The following is a 20,720-nucleotide window of genomic DNA, read 5'->3' as shown; positions in this document are numbered from 1 at the left end:
TTAGAAGTCCGCGTCCCAATCCACCTTCATCTCGCCTGCTGCCAGGTCGACGGCCAACACGCATTGCTCCGTATAGGGCAACAGGCGTTCGCGATCATCCAGGCTGCCAGCGCAAGGCTTGACCACCATGACATCGTTCGAGCCGGTCTCCAGCAGGTGATCGATCTTCCCGAGCAATTGCCCGAGGTGGTCGATAACCTTCAGACCTTCCAGCTGGTACCAGTAGTACTCGCCGTCGGTCAGATCAGGAAACAGGTTACGCGGCACGCAGATTTCAAAACCGGCCAGAAGACGAGCTTCTTCGCGGTCATCGAGACCTTTGAGCTTTGTGACCAGAAACTTGCCGCCTTGTACGCGGCCGCTGACCAGCTCTACCTGCCGTACATCGCCTTCGCGCTTGAGCGTCCAGGTCTTGTAGTCCAACAGGTTTCCAATCGGATCAGTAAAGGAAAAGACCTTCACTTCGCCGCGAACGCCATGAATAGAATAAATCTTGCCGATAACGATCAAATCATCAGCATTTGCTGGCGTCGCGTTCATATTGCTCAGGCCGCAGCCTTAGCAGCGTCCTTCAGCAACTGAGCAACACGCTCAGAAGGTTGTGCACCAACGCTCAGCCAGTAGGCTACGCGCTCTTGGTTCACGGACAGGCGGACTTCTTGACCACGAGCGATCGGGTTGAAGAAACCAACTTGTTCTTTGTGCGAACCGTCGCGTGGGTTGCGGCTGTCGGTCACGTTCAAGTGGTAAAACGGGCGCTTTTTGGAGCCGCCAAGGGCAAGACGGATTGTTAGCATGTGAACATAGTTCCTGTAGTCGGTGCTGCAAATCTAAATGCACAGCGGGCATAGGTGCCCGAAAGGCCGCATATTCTAAGGAATATCCGGACTTTTGCAAATGTCTTTTTCCGGCACCTGTCAGTGTGCCATCCAGATTTGCTATAGAGCCGTTGCGAACAACGGCGAGTCAGCTCCCGCCAATGCGGGCTTGCTGTGGGTCCCACGTCCGTGTGGGGCCGCGCCGACATGAATGCCGGCGCGAAAGTTTTACATTTTCGGCATGCCGCCGCCGGGCAACATACCGCCCATGCCGCGCATCATTTTGGCCATTCCGCCTTTGGCGGAGAACTTCTTCATCATCTTCTGCATCTGCTTGTGCTGCTTGATCAAGCGACCGATGTCCTGCACCTGGGTGCCGGAACCCATGGCGATCCGACGCTTGCGCGAACCGCTGATCAGCTCAGGGTCGCGGCGCTCGGCCGGGGTCATGGAATTGATGATGGCTTCCATCTGCTTGAATTGCTTCTCTGCCGCACCCTGGGCATTGCCCATTTGCGCCAGATTCACCCCACCGATGTTCGGCAGTTTGTCCATGAGCCCGCCGAGGCCGCCCATGTTCTTCATCTGTTGCAGCTGATCGCGGAAGTCTTCGAGGTCGAAGCCTTTGCCCTTCTTCAGCTTTTTGGCCAGCTTGTCGGCCTTGTCCTTGTCGAGGGTCGCTTCAGCCTGTTCGATCAGGCTGAGCACGTCGCCCATGCCGAGGATGCGCGAAGCGATCCGCTCCGGGTGGAACGGTTCGAGGGCTTCGGTCTTCTCGCCCATACCGATGAACTTGATCGGCTTGCCGGTGATCGCACGTACCGACAGCGCGGCACCGCCACGGGCGTCACCGTCGACCTTGGTCAGGATCACACCGGTCAGCGGCAGCGCGTCGCCAAAGGCCTTGGCCGTGATGGCGGCGTCCTGGCCGGTCATGGCGTCGACCACGAACAGCGTCTCGACCGGTTTGATCGCCGCGTGCAGGGCCTTGATCTCGCCCATCATCTCTTCGTCGATGTGCAGGCGACCGGCGGTATCGACGATGACCACGTCGATGAATTTCAGTCTTGCTTCTTTAATAGCCGCTTCGGCGATATCGACCGGCTTCTGGCTCAGGTCGGACGGGAAGAACGTCACGCCGATGTCGTTGGCCAGGGTTTCCAGCTGCTTGATCGCGGCCGGGCGGTAAACGTCCGCCGACACCACCATGACCGACTTCTTCTTGCGCTCTTTAAGGAAGCGCGCCAGTTTGCCGGCGGTGGTGGTTTTACCGGCACCTTGCAGACCGGCCATCAAAATGACGGCTGGCGGCACGGCGTTCAGGTTCAAATCTTCGTTGGCCGCGCCCATCAGGCTTTCGAGTTCGGCCTGGACGATCTTCACGAAGGCCTGGCCCGGCGTCAGGCTGCGCGACACCTCGGTGCCGACAGCGCGCTCCTTGACCGAATTGACGAAGTCTTTGACCACCGGCAAGGCGACGTCGGCTTCGAGCAACGCCATGCGCACTTCGCGCAGCGTGTCTTTGATATTGTCCTCGGTCAGCTTGGCCTTGCCGGTGACATGGCGCAGCGTCTGCGAGAGACGGTCGGTTAAGTTTTCAAACATGCGCGATCCTTTCAGGCCCTATGGAGACCGAGGTAATGGCGGCCCAGACCGTGAAAAACATGTGCTCGGCGAGCCTGCGGCGTGGGCAGGTCGCGGATTATAGCGAAGACTGCGTCTGGCGCACACCCGCCGTCTGGTTGAGTGGTCTTTCGTGTCATGTCGGTTGTATGCCAAACTCAGCCTCTTTCGGGCTTGCCTAACAGGATTTATGCTCCCTTTGTCACCCAGTTTGCTCAGCACCCTCGCCGCCGCCTGCTTGTACGCCGCTGCGACTCTCTATCAAGGCACTCGTCTGGCCCAAGGCGCCAAGGCGAACAAACGCCTGCTGGTCTCGCTCGGCATCCTCGCCGTGCTGGCCCACAGCGCGAGCCTCCTCACCCACCTGATGACGCCGATTGGCCTGGGCCTGGACTTTTTCAGTGCCGCCAGCCTGATCGCCGCTGCCGTCATCGCTCTGACGCTGCTGGCCTGTTCACGGATCCCGGTGGAAAACCTGCTGGTGCTGCTGTTCCCGCTGGGGATGGCCACGGTGCTGCTGGCGCAGTTCGCGCCGTCGGGCACCGTACAGGTGATCGACGAAGAACCGGGGATTCTTGCGCATATCCTGCTGTCGATCCTCGCCTACGGCATGTTCACCATCGCGGTGTTCCAGGCGTTGCTGCTGCTGGTCCAGGATCACCAGCTCAAGCACAAGCACCCGTCCGGCCTGATCAAGAACTTCCCGCCGCTGCAAACCATGGAAAGCCTGCTGTTCGGTTTCCTTTGGGCCGGCTGGACCTTACTCTCGCTGTCGCTGATCTCCGGCTGGCTGTTCGTCGAAAACCTGTTCGCCCAGCATCTGGTGCACAAAACCCTGCTGGCATGCCTGGCCTGGATCGTGTTCAGTGTGTTGCTGTGGGGCCGCAATCGTCTTGGCTGGCGCGGCCACAAGGCCATTCGCTGGACCCTCGCCGGTTTCTGCCTGCTGATGCTGGCCTATTTCGGCAGCAAGCTGGTCCGCGAATTCATCCTGCACATCTGACGGGTATTCGTTATGGATAACCTGCCCATAGGGCCGCTGCTCGCCGTGCTGGCCCTGCTGATCTTATGGTCGGGGCTGTTCACCGCCATCGAAGCCGCACAGCAGCAGCTGATGACTCAGCGCACCGCCTCGCGCTCCGGCGACAAGCCGGTGGCGAAACTCAACTTCCCGCTCAACAGCCTGATCCTCTGCAATACCCTGTGCCGCGCGCTGGTGGTGGTCATCAGCACCCTGCTGGCGATTTTCGGCTGGGCTGAAAAAGGTCCATGGCTGGCCTGCCTGAGCGCCGGCGCTGCACTGCTGGTGTTTGCCGATTACCTGCCACGCACCCTCGCCAGCCGTTATCCGGACACCATTCTGACGCTGGGCAACACCTTGCTCGGCGTGCCGCTGAAAATTATCTACCCGGCCGCGTGGCTGCTCAGCGGCATCAGCCAATTGCTGCTCAAGCCCTTCGCACGCAAGGTCAAGGTCGTACAGCAAAGCGAAGACGAGCCAGCGGCCCCGCAAAACAACGGCACCGACCACGAACACGCAGCCTGCCGCCCACACGTGCTGTCGGGCATTCATGCGCTGGACAACATTACCGTCAACGACATTCTGGTTCCTCGCAGTGAAGTCGACGGGATCAATCTGGACGACTCGATCGATGAAATCATCGAACAGCTGCGCGTCAACAAACGCACGCGCCTGCCGGTGTTTCACAGCGATATCAACCAGGTCGAAGCGGTACTCAATACCCGACAGATCCGCCATTTGCTGCCCGACGCCAGCCTGACCAAAGAAGCCTTGCTGGCGGCGTGCCACGAACCTTACTTCGTCCCGGAAAGCACCCCGCTGCAACTGCAACTGCTGAACTTCCACAAACAGCAGCGCCGCCTGGGCATGGTGGTCGACGAATACGGCGAAGTAGAAGGCATCGTCACCCTGGAAGACATTCTCGAAGAAATCGTCGGCGAATTCGAAAGCCAGCACAGCCTCGACAACCCGCACATTCACCCGCAGGCCGACGGCCGGTTGGTGATCGAGGGCGCGGCCTCGATTCGTGAACTGAACAAGAGTCTTGGCTGGCACCTGCCGAGCGACGGCCCGAAAACCCTCAACGGGCTGGTCACCGAAGCGCTGGAAACCATTCCAGACAGCGCGGTATGCCTGAAAATCGGGCGGTATCGCCTGGAAATCCTCGAAACCGAAGACAACCGCGTCAGCCGGGTATTGATCTGGCACGTAGCTGCTGGCGAGGCCACAAGCCTGCGTTCGGCACTAAGGCCGTCGTAAACCCACATCCCTGGGTGTTTCAACCATAATAATTCGCTCCACCGGAGCACATGACTGTCAGGGATTACCGCATGACTACCAGCACGACTTACAGCGACGCTGCGCCTGCCCAACCGACGAACTCCACTACGCGAGTCGCAACGGCCAGCTTCATTGGCACCGCCATCGAGTTCTACGACTTCTACGTCTACGCCACCGCCGCCGCGCTGGTGATCGGCCCGGTGTTCTTTCCGCAGACCTCCGGCACCGCCCAGATGCTCTCGGCCTTCCTGACCTTCGGTATCGCGTTCCTGGCCCGCCCTTTGGGCTCGGCGCTGTTCGGCCACTTCGGCGATCGTATCGGGCGCAAATCCACCCTGGTCGCGTCCTTGCTGCTGATGGGCGTCTGCACCACGCTGATTGGCGTGCTGCCGGGCTACGAGAGCATTGGCGCCTGGGCACCGATCCTGCTCTGCGTATTGCGCTTCGGCCAAGGCCTTGGGCTGGGCGGCGAATGGGGCGGTGCAGCGTTGCTTGCCACTGAAAACGCACCAAAGGGCAAACGCGCCTGGTTCGGCATGTTCCCGCAACTCGGCCCTTCTATCGGTTTTCTCGCGGCTAACGGGCTGTTCCTGACCCTGGCGATGACCCTGAATGACGAGCAGTTCCGCTCCTGGGGCTGGCGGATTCCGTTTCTGCTCAGCGCCGTGCTGGTGATGGTCGGCCTGTATGTGCGCCTGAAACTGCATGAAACGCCGGTCTTCGCCAACGCGATAGCACGCCAGGAACGGGTGAAGATCCCGCTGGTCGAGCTGTTCAGTCAATACTGGGCACCGATGCTGTTGGGTGCGGCGGCGATGGTGGTCTGTTACGCGCTGTTTTACATCTCGACGGTGTTTTCCCTGAGTTACGGTGTTTCAACCCTGGGTTACAGCCGCGAAACCTTCCTCGGCCTGCTGTGCTTCGCCGTGCTGTTCATGGCCGCAGCCACACCACTGTCGGCCTGGGCCAGCGACCGTTTCGGGCGCAAACCGGTGCTGATCATTGGCGGCTTACTGGCGATTCTCTCGGGCTTCACCATGGAACCGCTGCTGACCCACGGTACGACCTGGGGCGTGGCGCTGTTCCTGTGCATTGAGCTGTTTCTGATGGGCGTGACGTTCGCCCCGATGGGTGCGCTGCTGCCGGAACTGTTCCCCACCCGCGTGCGTTATACCGGCGCGTCGGCGGCCTACAACCTGGGCGGCATTGTTGGCGCATCGGCGGCACCGTTCTTCGCGCAGAAGCTGGTGGCGATGGGCGGATTGAGTTGGGTCGGCGGGTATGTGTCAGTGGCAGCGGTGATCAGCTTGATCGCGGTGCTGTGCCTGAAAGAAACGCGGCATAACGACCTGAATCAGGTTGCCTGAAGTAAAAGCAAAAGCTTCGCGAGCAAGCCCGCTCCCACATTTGACCGATGTGAACACAGATTTTGTGTACCACTGAAATCCAATGTGGGAGCGAGCTTGCTCGCGATAGCCGCGACGCGGTTAGAGCTCTACAACGACGGCCTGAGAGGCGCGGGTCGCTTTGGCGCGAGCGGCCTCGATCGACTCGTCACGAGCCAGGGCAACACCCATGCGGCGCTGACCGTTGACTTCCGGCTTGCCGAACAGACGCAGCGCCGTATCCGGCTCAGCCAGTGCAGCACCCAGGTTGGCAAATGCGGTCTGGGTCGACTGCCCTTCCACCAGAATCACTGCCGACGCCGATGGGCCGAACTGACGGATCAACGGGATCGGCAGGCCGAGAATCGCCCGTGCATGCAAGGCGAACTGCGACAGGTCCTGAGAAATCAGGGTCACCAGACCGGTGTCGTGCGGGCGCGGCGAGACTTCGCTGAACCACACCTGATCACCCTTGATGAACAGCTCAACGCCAAACAGACCACGGCCACCCAGGGCTTCGGTCACGGCTTTGGCCACGCGCTCGGATTCCGCCAGCGCAACCGGGCTCATCGCTTGCGGCTGCCAGGATTCCTGGTAGTCGCCCTTCTCCTGACGATGACCGACCGGCGCACAGAACGTGGTGCCGCCAATGTGACGAACGGTGAGCAAGGTGATTTCGTAGTCGAAGTCGATGAAGCCTTCGATGATCACCCGACCTTTACCGGCACGACCGCCTTCCTGCGCGTAATCCCAGGCTTTCTGCACGTCATCGACGCTGCGCAGCAGGCTCTGGCCTTTGCCTGAGGAGCTCATGACCGGCTTGACCACGCACGGGAAGCCCAGGTCGTCGACTGCCTTGCGGTAGTCTTCGAAGGTATCGGCGAAGTGGTACGGCGAGGTCGGCAGGTCCAGCTCTTCTGCGGCCAGACGACGGATGCCTTCACGGTTCATGGTCAACTGCGCGGCGCGAGCGGTCGGGATCACGGTGAAGCCTTCAGCTTCCAGTTCGACCAGCGTGGCGGTAGCGATGGCTTCGATTTCCGGCACGATGAAGTGCGGCTTCTCGGCTTCAATCACGGCACGCAGGGCGGCGCCGTCGAGCATGTTGATCACGTGGCTGCGATGCGCCACCTGCATCGCCGGCGCGTTGGCGTAACGATCCACGGCAATCACTTCAACGCCCAGGCGTTGCAGCTCGATCACCACTTCCTTGCCCAACTCACCACAGCCACACATCAATACGCGGGTCGCGGTTGGCGACAATGGAGTTCCGATACGGGTCATCTCAGGTCCTCAAAGGAGCGGATCATCGAGGGTCGCTGCATGAGTGGCCTGTATGGCCGCCGCGCACTTCCCTCAGGGAGAAAGCGCGGCATTTTACATGAACCTGAGGGTTTGGCTCAGCTTGCCAGCGCGTTCTTGCGCAAACGCCAGGCCATGGCCAGCCAGACGATGGTCACACCGGCGAATTTCGAGCCCAGTGCGGTAAGGATCACACCCGGCGTCAGGGCATCGATCATGCCGAAGAAGATGAACGTATCCAGCGGAATGCTCAGCGCCGAACTTATCCACAGGCGGTCGTGCAACGGGCGTTTAGTGATGCTGAACACCAGCCAGTCAATGCACTCCGAAACGGCGAAGGCAATGGCGCTGGCCAGGGCGATGGAGGGATCGGAGGTGATGTAGGACAACACCAGCGCCGCCAGCATCGCGGCCAGCGCGCCGTGACCGAAACGGGTTTGCACCATGTCGCGCAGCACGAACACCAGGCCACCCCAGGCCGACCAGATGATGTCCAGGTGCGGGGCTGTGGAAAAGGCGTAGTTGATCAGCACGACACTGCTGATGTAGGCGATCAGAAAGAGCATGGGGCGCGGGGATACCTGTCAATTTTGTGCACAGGGTACTTTAGGGGATGGGGTTGGGCCAAGGAGGTAATAGCGTCTGTGATGGCCTCATCGCGAGCAAGCTCGCTCCCACATTAATTCAGCGTCGATCACAACAATGCAGGCAACATCGATCAAGTGTGGGAGCGAGCTTGCTCGCGATTAAAGTGCGCAGCACTTTCAAAGTACAACTCAATTGCCCGGTTTTGTCCCGATCATCCAAAGCAACCCACTGGATTTGGCCCGCTCATGACACAACCCCAGCACCTTGCGGCGTTCGTCGTTGTCCATGCGGCTCCAGCGGGTAATCTCATCCACCGTGCGTTGGCAGCCGGTGCAGACATCGTCCTCATCCAGTGCGCAAATGTTCACGCACGGTGAGCGTACGGGTCTTTCGTTGTCGTTCATTGCTCCTGCTCGACCAGATCGCGGGCATAGCGCTGCGAGTTATGCACATAGTGGGCGGCGCTGGCTTCGAGCATTTTCTTCTGCGGCTCGGTCAGTTCACGCACCACTTTGCCCGGCGAGCCCATGACCAGTGAACCGTCAGGGATTTCCTTGCCTTCGCCGATCAGTGAGTTGGCGCCGATGATGCAGTTCTTGCCGATTTTCGCGCCGTTGAGAATCACCGCGTTGATGCCGATCAGGCTGTAATCGCCTACCGTGCACCCGTGCAACATGGCGTTGTGGCCGATGGTCACGCCGGTGCCGATGGTCAACGGATAGCCCATGTCGGTGTGCATCACCGTACCGTCCTGCACGTTGCTGTTCTTGCCGATCAGGATCAGCTCGTTGTCACCGCGCAACACCGCGTTGAACCAGACGTTGGCGCCCTCTTCCAGTTTGACCTTGCCCACCAGCACGGCGTTGGGTGCGACCCAGCTCTGCGGGTGGGTTTCGACGCGGGCGTCGCCCAGGCGGTATTTCATTTTATTGTCCTCAAGACCAGGCAGGCTCACATGCAATGCATGGGTTCACGCCATACGCGCGATGGCTTCAAATATTGATAAAGCTTTTCGGTGGTTGATGCAGGCTGATCTGCGCGTCATAGAGCAGGTTGATCAGCTCGACGATCATGATCGCGGTCAGGCCCCAGATCTTGTATTCGCCGAAACGGTAGCTCGGCACATACCAACTGCGGCCCTGATAATCGATGCGGTGCGTGTGTTCCCGCGGGTCCTTGCGGAAGAACTCCAGCGGTACGCTGAACACTGCGGCAATTTCGGCATCGTTGGCCCGGTACTCGACGAAGTCCGGAATCACCCCGACATAAGGTGTGACCTTGATCCCGTGCAGGGAGATCAACGGGCTCAGTGGGCCGATGACTTCCACCAGACCCGGTGGCAGGCCGATTTCTTCTTCGGCTTCGCGCAACGCGGTGAAAATCAGGTCCGGGTCTTCCGGATCGCGTCGCCCGCCGGGGAAGGCCACTTCACCGCCGTGGGTCGAGAGCCCGCTGGCACGCAGGGTCAGAACCAGCTCCGGCTCGTCACTGCGGGTGATAGGCACCAAAACCGCGGCCTCCGGAAAACGCAGGTCGGATTCCAGCGTACGCGGCGTGTGGTTGCTTACCCGATGCAGTAGCTCGTCCAGCATGAGTGATCTCGACTTGTTAGCTACCTCGCATCATGCACCAAACAAACCGACCGCCCAACCCCTGAACCGTGGCATGTCGCTAAACGACAACTTGCCGACAGACACTGCCGCACGCCAAGATAGGCGCAGCATTTTCGGAAGCCCAGCATGAAATTCTGCAGCCAGTGCGGTAACCCGGTCACCCAACGCATTCCCGAAGGCGACTCGCGCCTGCGGTACGTGTGCGACAAGTGCCAGACCATCCATTACCAGAACCCGAATATTGTCGCCGGCTGCCTGCCAACCTGGGGCACTCAGGTGTTGCTATGCCGGCGCGCCATCGAGCCCCGCCGCGGTTACTGGACCTTGCCCGCCGGCTTCATGGAAAACGGTGAAACCATCGAACAGGCGGCCATTCGCGAAACCGCCGAAGAAGCCTGTGCACGGGTGCGCAACCTGAACATCTATACGCTGATCGATGTGCCGCACATCAGCCAGGTGCACGTATTCTTTCGCGCAGAACTGGTGGATCTGGATTTTGCCGCGGGCGAAGAAAGCCTGGAAGTGAGGCTTTTCGATGAAGCCGACATCCCGTGGTCGGAGCTGGCTTTCCGCACGGTCGGCCGTACCCTAGAATGCTTCTTCGCTGACCGCCGGGTAGAACATTTTCCTGTGCGTTCCGAATCAATTCCTCCGCTTGCTCAGCCTGCGATCACTTAAACTATAAAAGTACGCCGTACTCTCAGGGATATCGTTTTAATGCGCTGGTTGCTTGCGTTGTTCTGTCTGTCGTTTGTCATGGTTTCCCAAGCTGCCACCACGGAAACCCTGGACGGCAAAACCATCGAAAAAGTGTTGGTGCTCAAATCTGCCCATCAGTTGCAGCTGATCAATGACGGCAAGCCACTGCGCACCTATCGCATCTCGCTGGGCAAAAACCCCAAGGGCCCGAAACTGATGGAGGGTGATCGACGCACGCCAGAAGGCTTGTATTGGCTGGACTGGCGCAAGGTCAGCGACCGCTTCAACCTGGCCATGCACATTTCCTACCCGAACATCAGCGACTCCGTCCGCTCGCGCCGCGAAGGTGTGCAGCCCGGTGGCATGATCATGATTCACGGCACTCCGGACACTGAAGAAAACCCCGAAGAGCTGTTCCATACCCTGGACTGGACCGACGGCTGCATCGGCATGCGCAACGTCGACATGCGCGAAGTCTGGGGCTTGGTCAAAGACGGCACGATGATCGAAATCCGCCCCTGATTTGACCTGCTGCGAGGGGACCAAAACCTGTGGGAGCGAGCTTGCTCGCGATAGCGGCGTAACAGTCAACATAGATGTTGGATGTCATACCGCAATCGCGAGCAAGCTCGCTCCCACAAGGGTAATGCACCAGAATCATCAAAAAATTAAAAAAATATTACTCCCGAACCACGCCTCCACCTGCAATACCACTTCCCTCCTGAAGCACCGGCGCAGACAGTGATCTGATCCACTACCACCGCCACCTCAAATACCACTTTAAACCCAGTACTGCCGCGCCCTCCAACGTAGCGCGAATTTGCTCGTCCCGAGCAGACCACTGGCGTTGACATGGTATTTAAGTGGTATTAGTTTTGCGTCATTACCGGGCGACAACACTCCAATATCCGCATCGGAACACAACCTAATGAACCACATCCTGGCCCTGCGCCCTGACGACACCCAGCCAACGCCGTTGTACCTGCAACTAGCGCGCAACCTGGAGGCGGCGATCCATGCCGGCCAGTGGAAAGCCGAGCAGGCATTGCCGTCGGAACGCAACCTCAGCGAAATGCTGAACATCTCCCGCGTAACCGCCCGCAAGGCACTGGAAGTGCTGTTCGAACAAGGCCTGATCCGTCGCAGCCAAGGTTCCGGCACCTTCATCACTCCGCGCCTCGAACAACCGCTGTCCCGGTTGTCGGGGTTCAGCGAAATGCTCCGCCTCAAAGGTTTCGTGCCGAGTTCGCAATGGCTGGAGCGCGAAATCACTCAGCCGACTCACGAAGAACTGATCCGCCTCGCGCTCTCGCCCTACGACAAGGTCGCGCGCCTCAAGCGCCTGCGTAAAGCCGACGACACCGTGATGGCCATCGAGATGAGCACCCTGCCCGCCTCGATCATCGCCCAGCCGCAAGCAGTCGGGGATTCGCTTTACGAATACCTCGACGGTATCGGCAAACCGGTGGTGCGCGCCCTGCAACACATTCAGGCGATCAACGCCTCGGACGAATTCGCCGCGCTGGTCGGCATCGCCCCCGGCACCGCCATGCTGCTGATGACCCGGGTCGGTTACCTCGAAGACAACACCCCGATCGAAGTCACCGACACCTATTGCCGCAACGACTACTACGACTTTGTCGCAGAGCTGCGCCGCTGAGCCCTGTGTCATTGAAGCCGGAGAACCACTGATGTCCGAAGACAACATCCTCACCGCCCAAGGCTGGATCCGCGGCCGGTTGATCCATGAACACGGCAAGATCGTGCGCATCGAAGGTCAGCTGTGCGACCCGGCAGATAACGACCTGCCTTACCTGCTGCCGGGTTTCATTGACCTGCACGTTCACGGCGGTGGCGGCAAGGACATCATGGAAGGAATGCCGGCCTTCGACACCATCAGCAAAACCCACGTGCGTTTTGGCACCACCTCGCTGCTGGCCACCACCATGACCGCGCCACCGGAAGAAATTTCCCGGGTGCTGGCCGAGGTCGGCGAGTTCTGCGAACAGCGCCCAAAAGGCTGCGCCCGGGTACTCGGCGTGCACCTCGAAGGACCGTACATCAACCCTGGAAAACTCGGTGCACAACCGAACTTTGCCCACACCGCGCTCATGGCCGAAGTCGAAGCCTACCTGGCGCTGGCGCCGATCCGGGTGATCACCATTGCCCCGGAAATCGCCGGTCACGACAAACTGATTCGCGCCCTCAGCGACCGCGGCATTCGCATGCAGATCGGCCACACCCTGGGCAGCTACGAAGAAGGCGTCGCGGCACTTGAGGCCGGCGCCAGCAGTTTCACTCACCTCTACAACGCCATGAGCCCGCTGCACCACCGCGAGCCGGGAATCGTCGGCGCGGCACTGGCCCACGCCAAATACGCGGAACTGATTCCCGACCTGCTGCACGTGCATCCCGGCGCAATCCGCGTGGCCCTACGCTCGATCCCGTGCCTGTATTGCGTCACCGATTCCACCGCCGCCGCCGGCATGCCGGACGGCGAATACAAGCTCGGCAGCCACACCGTGACCAAATGCCTGGGCGGCGTGCGCCTGCCCGACGGCACGCTGGCCGGCAGCACCCTGACCATGGATCAGGCGCTGCGCAACCTGGTGAAGATCGGCCTGCCGCTGGCCGAAGCCTCGCAACGTCTGTCGCAATTTCCCGCCGACTACCTCGGTATCCAGGAGCGCGGCCGCCTGCAACCCGGCGCCTGGGCTGACTGCGTGCGTCTGGATCGCTCACTCACACTGACCGCCGTAATGGTCGAAGGAGAAGACATTGACTTCAAAAATGCTTGAAGAGGCGCTGTCCTCGTACAAGGCGGTCGACGCTCAGTTGCAGCAACTGGATCCGCAGATGATCGAGATCGCCGGGCGCCTGAACCGTCAGCCGCCGCAAGTGGCGATGACGGTCGCCCGTGGCAGCTCCGATCACGCCGCCAGCTACTTTGCCTACCTGACCATGCAGCACGTCGGTATTCCGGTGGCATCGCTGCCGATGTCGGTGGTGACCATGCAGCAAGCGCCGCTGAAGGTCAGCGGTCAGGCGGTATTCGCGTTCTCGCAGTCCGGGCAAAGTCCGGACCTGGTCAACAGCCTGCGCCTGCTGCGCAAGCGCGGCGCCCTGAGCATTGCGATGGTCAATGCCGAGAACTCACCACTGGAAGCCGCCTGTGAATTCAGCCTGCCGCTGTGCGCCGGTACCGAAAGCAGCGTCGCCGCGACCAAAAGTTTCATCGCCACCCTCAGCGCCAGCGCGCGCTTGATCGCCCACTGGAAGAGCGACGCCGAATTGCTGGAAGCCGGTCTCGCGCTGCCAGAAGGTTTGCGCGACGCCGCGACGCAGGACTGGAGTCTGGCCGTCGACGTACTGCGTGACAGCCAACGCTTGATGGTCATCGGCCGGGGCGCCGGGTTTGCCATCGCCCAGGAAGCGGCGCTGAAACTCAAGGAAACCTCGGCGATCCAGGCCGAAGCCTTCAGCAGCGCCGAAGTGAAACACGGGCCAATGGCACTGATCGACGACAACTACCCACTGCTGGTGTTCGCCCCACGTGGCGCCGAGCAGGCCGGTCTGCTGAGCCTCGCCGCCGAGATGCGTCAACGCGGTGCCCGCGTATTGCTGGCCGCACCGGATGACGTCAGCGAACGCGACCTGACGCTGAGCCGCGCCGAACACCCGGCGCTGGACCCGATCCTCGCCATCCAGAGCTTCTACGTCATGGCGGCCGGCCTCGCGGTCGCCCGTGGCATGGACCCGGACCAGCCGCGTCACTTGAGCAAAGTGACCCGCACCCATTAACACGCCCGATTCGAGTACCGAGCCATGCATAACAACAATAAAGACCTGACCCTCAGCGCCCCGCTCAGCGGTCCGGTGCTCACGCTCGCCAAAGTTCCAGACCCGGTGTTCGCCAGCGGCGCCATGGGCGACGGGATTGCCATCGACCCGCTGAACAACACCCTGCACGCACCGTGTGCCGGGGTGGTGGTGCATGTTGCCCGCACCGGCCATGCCGTGACCCTGCGCGCCGACAATGGCGCCGAACTGTTGCTGCACTTGGGCCTGGACACCGTCGAGTTGCAGGGCGAAGGGTTCTCGATGCTGGTCAAGGAAGGCACCCGCGTCAGCAATGGCCAGGCACTGTTGCGCTTTGATCTGGACCAGGTCGCTCAAGGCTGCACAAGCCTGATCAGCCTGTTGATCCTGACCAACAGCGAAGACTTTCAGGTGCTGCCGATCACCCTCAAATCGGTCAAGGTCGGCGAGCCGTTGCTGCACATCGTGCCAAGAACCACCCACAGCGCACAGGCCGATGAAGACAGCTCAGGTGCCGAGGTTCACGGGCACATTCGCATCACCCATCGCGGCGGTCTGCATGCACGGCCAGCGGCGCTGATCCGCCAGACCGCGCACCTGTTCAACAGCAAATCGCAGCTGCATTTCGCCGGTAAATCGGCGTCGTGCGACAGCCTGATCGGACTGATGGGGCTAGGGATTGGCGAGCAGGACGAGGTTCAGGTCAGTTGCAAGGGCGCGGACGCCAAGGCGGCGCTGCAAGCGTTGTTGAACGCCTTGTCCACCCCGGTCAACGACGACAGCCACGCGGCCGCACCGACACCGATTGCCCACCGCACCCGCGTTGCCGAAGCCGGTGTACTGCACGGTGTCTGCGCGGCGCCGGGACTGGTCGGCGGCCCGCTGTTCCAACTGGCGGCCATCCACCTGCCGGAAGACACCGGCAACGCTAACGCCGAAGAACAACTGCAAGCCCTCGACCGCGCGCTGGAACAGGTTCGCAGCGAAATCCGCGAAACGCTGTCCCACGCCAAAAAGCACAAACACACCGAAGAGGAACAGATTTTCGCCGCCCACCTGGCGCTGCTCGAAGACCCGGCGCTGCTGGAAGCGGCCATCCAGTCGATCGATCAGGGCAGCGCCGCCACCCACGCCTGGAGCCAGTCGATCGAGGTGCAATGCGAGGTGTTGCAACAGCTCGGCAACCCGCTGCTGGCCGAACGCGCCAACGACCTGCGCGACCTCAGGCAACGAGTACTGCGCGCCTTGCTCGGTCAGGATTGGCACTACGACGTACCGGCCGGCGCAATCGTCGCGGCGCATGAATTGACCCCTTCCGATTTGCTGCAACTGAGCCAGCAAGGCGTCGCCGGGCTGTGCATGGCCGAAGGTGGCGCGACCTCCCATCTCGCGATTCTCGCCCGTGGCAAAGGCCTGCCGTGCCTGGTGGCCCTCGGTTCGTCACTGCTCCATCAACCGCAAGGCCAGTTGGTGGTGCTGGATGCCGACGGCGGACGCCTGGAGCTGACGCCCGACAGCCAACGCCTGGAGCACGTCGCCCTAGCCCTGCGTGAACATCTGCAACGCCGCGAACGCCAACAAGCGCAAGCCCACAACCCGGCGCACACCCGCGATGGTCTGCGGATCGAAGTTGCAGCCAACGTGGCCTCCAGCGACGAAGCGGCCGATGCGTTGAAAGGTGGCGCCGATGGCGTTGGCCTGCTGCGTACCGAATTTCTGTTCGTCGATCGCCAGACCGCGCCGGATGAACAGGAACAGCGCCAGGCCTATCAAGCGGTGCTGGATGCCATGGGCGACAAGTCGGTGATCATCCGCACCATCGACGTTGGCGGCGACAAGCAACTCGACTACCTGCCACTGCCAGCCGAAGCCAACCCGGTGCTCGGCCTGCGCGGCATCCGCATGGCTCAGGTACGCCCGGAGCTGCTCGACCAACAATTGCGCGCGCTGCTGCAGGTCAGCCCGTTGCAGCGCTGCCGGATTCTGCTGCCGATGGTCAGCGAGGTCGACGAATTGCTGCACATCCGCCAGCGCCTCGATGCCTTGTGCGCCGAGCTGGCGCTCACGCAGCGTCCTGAACTGGGGGTGATGATAGAAGTCCCGGCTGCTGCGCTGCTCGCCGAGCAACTGGCTGAACACGCGGACTTCCTGTCCATCGGCACCAACGACCTTTCCCAATACACCCTGGCCATGGACCGCGACCACGCCGGTCTCGCCGCTCGGGTCGATGCCTTGCATCCGGCGTTGCTGCGGTTGATCGCCCAGACCTGCATCGGTGCCGCCAAGCATCAGCGTTGGGTCGGTGTTTGCGGGGCGCTGGCTTCCGATCCACTGGCGACTCCGGTGCTGATTGGCCTGGGAATCCGCGAGCTGTCCGTCAGCCCGCCGCAAGTCGGTGAAATCAAGGAACGCGTTCGCCAACTGGACGCCGCCGACTGCCGACGCTTCAGCGCCACCCTGCTCAACCTGAGCAGCGCCACGGCGGTGCGTCACGCCTGTCATCAACATTGGCCTCTGAGCTGAACAACAACAGCTACTAGAACAACAAAAACGCAGGGAGATACGCCATGTACCAACTCTTCATCGAAGGCTTGCAGCGCCTCGGACGGGCGCTGATGCTGCCCATCGCGATCCTGCCGATTGCCGGCCTGTTGCTGCGTCTGGGCGACACCGACTTGCTGAACATCGCGATCATCCACGACGCCGGGCAAGTGATCTTCGCCAACCTGGCGCTGATCTTCGCCATCGGCATCGCAGTCGGTTTCGCCCGGGACAATAACGGTACCGCCGGGCTGGCCGGGGCAATTGGTTACCTGGTGATGGTCTCGACGCTCAAGGTGCTGGATACGAGCATCAACATGGGCATGCTCGCGGGGATCATCAGCGGCTTGATGGCCGGCGCGCTGTACAACCGCTTCAAGGACATCAAGCTGCCGGAATACCTGGCGTTCTTCGGCGGCCGGCGCTTCGTGCCGATTGCCACCGGGTTCACCGCGGTCGGCCTGGGCGTGATCTTCGGTCTGATCTGGCCACCGATCCAGAACGGCATCAACAGCTTCGGCCAATTGCTGCTGGAAAGCGGCAGCATCGGCGCGTTCGTCTTCGGCGTGTTCAACCGACTGCTGATCATTACCGGCCTGCACCACATCCTCAACAACATGGCGTGGTTCATCTTCGGCAGCTTCACCGACCCGACCACCGGCGCCATCGTCACCGGCGACCTGGCGCGCTATTTTGCCGGCGACCCGAAGGGTGGCCAGTTCATGACCGGGATGTTCCCGATGATGATCTTCGGCCTGCCCGCCGCCTGCCTGGCGATGTACCGCAACGCCCTGCCGGAACGGCGCAAAGTGATGGGCGGGATTTTCCTGTCGATGGCCCTGACCTCGTTCCTGACGGGCGTTACCGAGCCGATCGAATTCGCCTTCATGTTCCTCGCGCCCCTGCTGTATTTACTGCACGCACTGCTAACCGGCATGGCGATGGCGATCACCAACGCGCTGAACATCCACTTGGGCTTCACCTTCTCCGGCGGCGCCATCGACATGGCGCTGGGCTGGGGCAAGTCCACCAATGGCTGGCTGGTGTTCCCAGTGGGCCTGGCGTACGCGGTGATCTACTACGTGGTGTTCGACTTCTGCATTCGTCGCTTCAACCTGAAAACCCCGGGGCGTGAAGGTGTCGTTGTCGGTGAAAAGGCAGTGCTGAGTGAAAACCAGCGGGCCGGGGCCTACATTCAAGCCTTGGGCGGCGCTGAAAACCTGATCACCGTTGGCGCCTGCACCACGCGGTTGCGCCTGGAAATGGTCGACCGCAACAAAGCCTCCGACAGCGAATTAAAGGCCCTCGGCGCCATGGCAGTGGTTCGCCCCGGCAAGGGCGGCAGCTTGCAGGTAGTGGTCGGGCCGCTGGCCGACAGCATTGCCGATGAGATTCGTCAGGCGATGCCGACTTCTGGTTCAGCTTTGGTAGCTGATGCTGTGGTGGTCGAAGAAGCGCCGAAAGCGGCACCCGTGACCATCCCGGAAGCACAAAAATGGCTGAACGCCTTGGGTGGCAGTGACAACGTGCTGCAACTGGATTGCGTGGCCATGACCCGGATTCGCCTGCAACTGGCGGACGGTAAAGCGCTGTCGGAATGTCAGCTGAAGGACTTGGGTTGCCAGGGTGTGAGTGCGTTGGACGGTGGGGTTTGGCACTTGTTGATTGGTGACAAGGCGTTGAGTTTGAGTGAAGCGCTCGAGGAGTTGGTGAATCGTAGTGAGGTCAGCGCCAAAGTTTAGATCTTCGTTGCTGGACAGTCGGTCATCGCGAGCAAGCTCGCTCCCACAGTTGATCTCTGTCGTACTTCAGATAGCGATCGCGTCAAAGATTCAGTGTGGGAGCGAGCTTGCTCGCGATGAGGCCCTCCGGACGCCGAAGATTCCATGGCTCACAGAAAAACCGCTGACCGGCTCCGGCTCAGCGGTTTTTTCATTTTGCGGCGCATGAATGACCTACAGCGCCTCTATTCCTTCACGTAAAACTGGTCCGACTTCGACGGGTTGTGGTCATCCAGCGCCTTGTCCACCAACAACAAAGCACCATCGACCATCCGGCAAATCGCCAACGCCACACTGCGGCGCGAACCCTCGATCTCGAATGCCAGGTCGGCGGCCATGACCTTGACTGAGGCCAGATCTTCCGAGGCATTGGCCAACAGGCTTTCGAGGCCCACGTTGGGTGCAACGCTGAACAGGCGGTCTGAACGCAGATCGCTGAAGCGCAGTTTGGTGAGCGTGGGTTTCAGGTAATGATCGAGGGCACGGTGGGCGGCGTCGTGGAGTTTTTTTGGCGCAACCGGCATCAGCTGTAGATGCGGCACCTGTAAGCGCCTAACAAACTATCGGCGGGCTTGCAGTCCTGGTCGCTGAATTGGCAGCGACGATCAAGGACTAGAGAAGGAGCTTCCGACAGTCGGCCTGAAAGATGTGTGGGAATTCCCTGCCTTCTAACCTACCGAATAAACACACGCATCACCTTCATATTGACGCTCCGCACATTCTGAGCTGCCGCAGACTGCGCTCTTTTGACGGTAGCCAGTTATCCACAAGCTGAAACCGCAATCATCAAAATCAAAAGATCGCAGCCTGCGGCAACTCCTACATTAGGGGGAGTGTGGTCAATGCAGGAGCTGCCGCAGGCTGCGAGCCTTTCGATGCAATTCAAAACTGCTGACCGGTTTCGGTTCAGCGGTTTTTTCGCCTTTATTAAGGCGTCACAGTAAACCTCCAGACTGGGGAACTCTGTCCTTCGCTGACAGCGTGAATGGCATACACCGCGGGTGCCAATCCAGCCAGGCGGGCAACCCACTGACCCATGGGGTTCGCACTGATTGAGAGAAGCACAATGCCATTGTTAATCACGTCCACTTTCTTGCCGCGCTCAGACGTACCTTTCACTTCTACCGTGGTGTCTTCCGTGGTGTCGCCGTTCGAGATTGGATGCCCCGTTGAATCGGTAACCGCGTGAATGACGGGTGCTACTTTCACTGCTGAAGTCATGATGACGCTCCTTGTGGATGACTTGGATTGAAGGGTTATCAAACCTGAGCCCTCCATGCGTGACTACTGTCATAGTTGACAGGTAGGCACGCGTTTCAGACCAACGGCAGAGCCTGACTTTTCCCGAATACAAAAAACCGCTGATCGTTTCCGGTTCAGCGGTTTTTCGTTTTGCGGCGTATGAATGACCTGCAGCGCCGCTATTCCTTGACGTAAAACTGGTCCGACTCCGACGGGTTGTAGTCATCCAGCGCCTTGTCCACCAACAACAGAGCGCCATCGACCATCCGGCAAATCGCCAACGCCACGCTGCGTCGCGAACCCTCGATTTCGAATGCCAGGTCGGCGGCCATCACCTTGACCGAGGCCAGATCCTCCGAGGCATTAGCCAACAGGCTTTCGAGGCCCACGTTGGGCGCAACGCTGAACAGGCGGTCAGAACGCAAATCGCTGAAGCGCAGTTTAGCGAGCGTGGGTTTCAGGTAGTGATCAAGGGCGCGGTGGGCGGCGTCGTGGAGCTTTTTTGAATCGAGGGATTCGTAGGGGGAAACGTCGTCGGTTTCTGGGGGGATCGAGTTGTCTTTGATCATTGTGGAGCTCCTGAGAAACATTGGAGCGACCGGCATCAGTTGTAGATGCGGCGCCTGTAGCGCCTAACAAATTATCGACGGGCTTGCAGTCCCGGTCGCTGAATTGGCAGCGACGATCAAAGGCTAGAGGCCGTGCTTCCGAGAGGCAACCTTAAAGACTTGTCAGAGATTTCTGCGTTGCCCGTGATGCTGTCGTCGAATTCGACTCGACTCCTACAGGCATTACACAAGTGCCATTCCCACGCGCAGCATCCAACCACTCAGGCCGGCTGGCAGGCCGCCGTGCTTTGCTGTTGATCTTGATCCACCCGCCCCTTCGGGAGGCCGAGTGGAGGTGTTCATCAGGGGGTGGGCGCGCAGCGCCGTACGGCGCAGCCGGACACATCGAGAGGAGGTCGTCGCGAAGCAGACCGTAGGCGATGCCCCCTGATGGACACC

General features: G+C 60.6%; 21 protein-coding genes. 10 read left to right on the top strand and 11 right to left on the bottom strand.

Annotated features, from left to right (window positions below; all coding sequences use genetic code 11):
- From rimM to ffh, 3 genes are all read right to left on the bottom strand, one after another.
- Positions 1-540, bottom strand: a complete 540-nt coding sequence (rimM, locus tag AC1DIG_RS22475) for a ribosome maturation factor RimM (RefSeq protein WP_145019044.1) — start codon at positions 538-540, stop codon at positions 1-3.
- 5 nt (positions 541-545) lie between these two features.
- The gene (gene rpsP, locus AC1DIG_RS22470) at positions 546-797 is read right to left on the bottom strand and encodes a 30S ribosomal protein S16 (protein WP_145019047.1); all 252 of its coding nucleotides are present in this window, start codon (positions 795-797) and stop codon (positions 546-548) included.
- A gap of 249 nt (positions 798-1,046) precedes the next feature.
- Positions 1,047-2,423, bottom strand: coding sequence for a signal recognition particle protein (ffh, locus tag AC1DIG_RS22465; RefSeq protein WP_477769079.1), 1,377 nt, complete (start codon positions 2,421-2,423; stop codon positions 1,047-1,049).
- Positions 2,424-2,631: 208 nt separating this feature from the next.
- Here ffh and AC1DIG_RS22460 point away from each other — a divergent pair, with 208 nt between their 5' ends.
- From AC1DIG_RS22460 to AC1DIG_RS22450, 3 genes are all read left to right on the top strand, one after another.
- Positions 2,632-3,444: a cytochrome C assembly family protein gene (locus AC1DIG_RS22460; RefSeq protein ID WP_477769078.1), complete on the top strand. Its 813-nt coding sequence runs from the start codon at positions 2,632-2,634 to the stop codon at positions 3,442-3,444.
- 12 nt (positions 3,445-3,456) lie between these two features.
- A complete protein-coding gene (locus AC1DIG_RS22455) occupies positions 3,457-4,722 on the top strand; it encodes a transporter associated domain-containing protein (RefSeq protein WP_477769077.1) in 1,266 nt (421 codons plus the stop codon).
- A gap of 71 nt (positions 4,723-4,793) precedes the next feature.
- Positions 4,794-6,110, top strand: coding sequence for an MFS transporter (locus AC1DIG_RS22450; protein WP_477769076.1), 1,317 nt, complete (start codon positions 4,794-4,796; stop codon positions 6,108-6,110).
- 120 nt (positions 6,111-6,230) lie between these two features.
- Here AC1DIG_RS22450 and purT read toward each other — a convergent pair whose 3' ends face one another.
- The 5 genes from purT to AC1DIG_RS22425 all read right to left on the bottom strand — a co-directional run bounded on the left by purT (position 6,231) and on the right by AC1DIG_RS22425 (position 9,610).
- A complete protein-coding gene (purT, locus tag AC1DIG_RS22445) occupies positions 6,231-7,412 on the bottom strand; it encodes a formate-dependent phosphoribosylglycinamide formyltransferase (protein WP_477769075.1) in 1,182 nt (393 codons plus the stop codon).
- Positions 7,413-7,528: 116 nt separating this feature from the next.
- Complete coding sequence (locus AC1DIG_RS22440) at positions 7,529-7,996, bottom strand: VUT family protein (protein ID WP_019692009.1); 468 nt, start codon at positions 7,994-7,996, stop codon at positions 7,529-7,531.
- Positions 7,997-8,206: 210 nt separating this feature from the next.
- Complete coding sequence (locus tag AC1DIG_RS22435) at positions 8,207-8,422, bottom strand: DUF1289 domain-containing protein (RefSeq protein WP_477769074.1); 216 nt, start codon at positions 8,420-8,422, stop codon at positions 8,207-8,209.
- Positions 8,419-8,943 (bottom strand): gamma carbonic anhydrase family protein, encoded by a 525-nt coding sequence (locus AC1DIG_RS22430; RefSeq protein WP_007936184.1) that lies wholly within the window; start codon positions 8,941-8,943, stop codon positions 8,419-8,421. Before AC1DIG_RS22430 ends, AC1DIG_RS22435 begins: the two co-directional genes overlap by 4 nt.
- A gap of 67 nt (positions 8,944-9,010) precedes the next feature.
- On the bottom strand, positions 9,011-9,610 hold the full coding sequence (locus AC1DIG_RS22425; RefSeq protein WP_019692007.1) for a CoA pyrophosphatase: 600 nt from the start codon (positions 9,608-9,610) through the stop codon (positions 9,011-9,013).
- A gap of 147 nt (positions 9,611-9,757) precedes the next feature.
- On the opposite strand from AC1DIG_RS22425, the gene AC1DIG_RS22420 reads away from it, so the two are divergent.
- The 7 genes from AC1DIG_RS22420 (at position 9,758) to nagE (ending at position 18,432) form a co-directional block, all read left to right on the top strand.
- Positions 9,758-10,309: an NUDIX hydrolase gene (locus AC1DIG_RS22420; protein ID WP_477769073.1), complete on the top strand. Its 552-nt coding sequence runs from the start codon at positions 9,758-9,760 to the stop codon at positions 10,307-10,309.
- Positions 10,310-10,348: 39 nt separating this feature from the next.
- The gene (locus AC1DIG_RS22415; protein ID WP_477769072.1) at positions 10,349-10,852 is read left to right on the top strand and encodes a L,D-transpeptidase family protein; all 504 of its coding nucleotides are present in this window, start codon (positions 10,349-10,351) and stop codon (positions 10,850-10,852) included.
- Positions 10,853-11,258: 406 nt separating this feature from the next.
- Positions 11,259-11,990, top strand: coding sequence for a GntR family transcriptional regulator (locus tag AC1DIG_RS22410; RefSeq protein ID WP_071551701.1), 732 nt, complete (start codon positions 11,259-11,261; stop codon positions 11,988-11,990).
- 31 nt (positions 11,991-12,021) lie between these two features.
- Positions 12,022-13,128, top strand: a complete 1,107-nt coding sequence (gene nagA, locus AC1DIG_RS22405) for an N-acetylglucosamine-6-phosphate deacetylase (protein WP_477769071.1) — start codon at positions 12,022-12,024, stop codon at positions 13,126-13,128.
- On the top strand, positions 13,121-14,131 hold the full coding sequence (locus AC1DIG_RS22400) for an SIS domain-containing protein (RefSeq protein ID WP_477769151.1): 1,011 nt from the start codon (positions 13,121-13,123) through the stop codon (positions 14,129-14,131). Before nagA ends, AC1DIG_RS22400 begins: the two co-directional genes overlap by 8 nt.
- A gap of 24 nt (positions 14,132-14,155) precedes the next feature.
- Positions 14,156-16,672 (top strand): phosphoenolpyruvate--protein phosphotransferase, encoded by a 2,517-nt coding sequence (ptsP, locus tag AC1DIG_RS22395; RefSeq protein WP_477769070.1) that lies wholly within the window; start codon positions 14,156-14,158, stop codon positions 16,670-16,672.
- A 44-nt stretch (positions 16,673-16,716) separates the two neighbouring features.
- Positions 16,717-18,432 carry an N-acetylglucosamine-specific PTS transporter subunit IIBC gene (gene nagE, locus AC1DIG_RS22390; protein WP_477769069.1) on the top strand — a complete coding sequence of 572 codons (1,716 nt, stop codon included), beginning with the start codon at positions 16,717-16,719 and terminating at the stop codon, positions 18,430-18,432.
- Between the two features lie 224 nt (positions 18,433-18,656).
- Here nagE and AC1DIG_RS22385 read toward each other — a convergent pair whose 3' ends face one another.
- From AC1DIG_RS22385 to AC1DIG_RS22375, 3 genes are all read right to left on the bottom strand, one after another.
- Entirely contained in the window at positions 18,657-19,013 is a 357-nt protein-coding gene (locus AC1DIG_RS22385) for a DUF6124 family protein (RefSeq protein ID WP_477769068.1), read from the bottom strand.
- 385 nt (positions 19,014-19,398) lie between these two features.
- Complete coding sequence (locus AC1DIG_RS22380) at positions 19,399-19,692, bottom strand: hypothetical protein (protein WP_477769067.1); 294 nt, start codon at positions 19,690-19,692, stop codon at positions 19,399-19,401.
- A 200-nt stretch (positions 19,693-19,892) separates the two neighbouring features.
- A complete protein-coding gene (locus tag AC1DIG_RS22375; protein WP_477769066.1) occupies positions 19,893-20,282 on the bottom strand; it encodes a DUF6124 family protein in 390 nt (129 codons plus the stop codon).
- Between the last annotated feature and the right edge of the window lie 438 nt (positions 20,283-20,720).

Source organism: Pseudomonas sp. 05N431, assembly GCF_056397005.1.
Note: the sequence above shows the minus strand (reverse complement) of the source record. Positions and strands in the feature narration are given on the sequence as shown.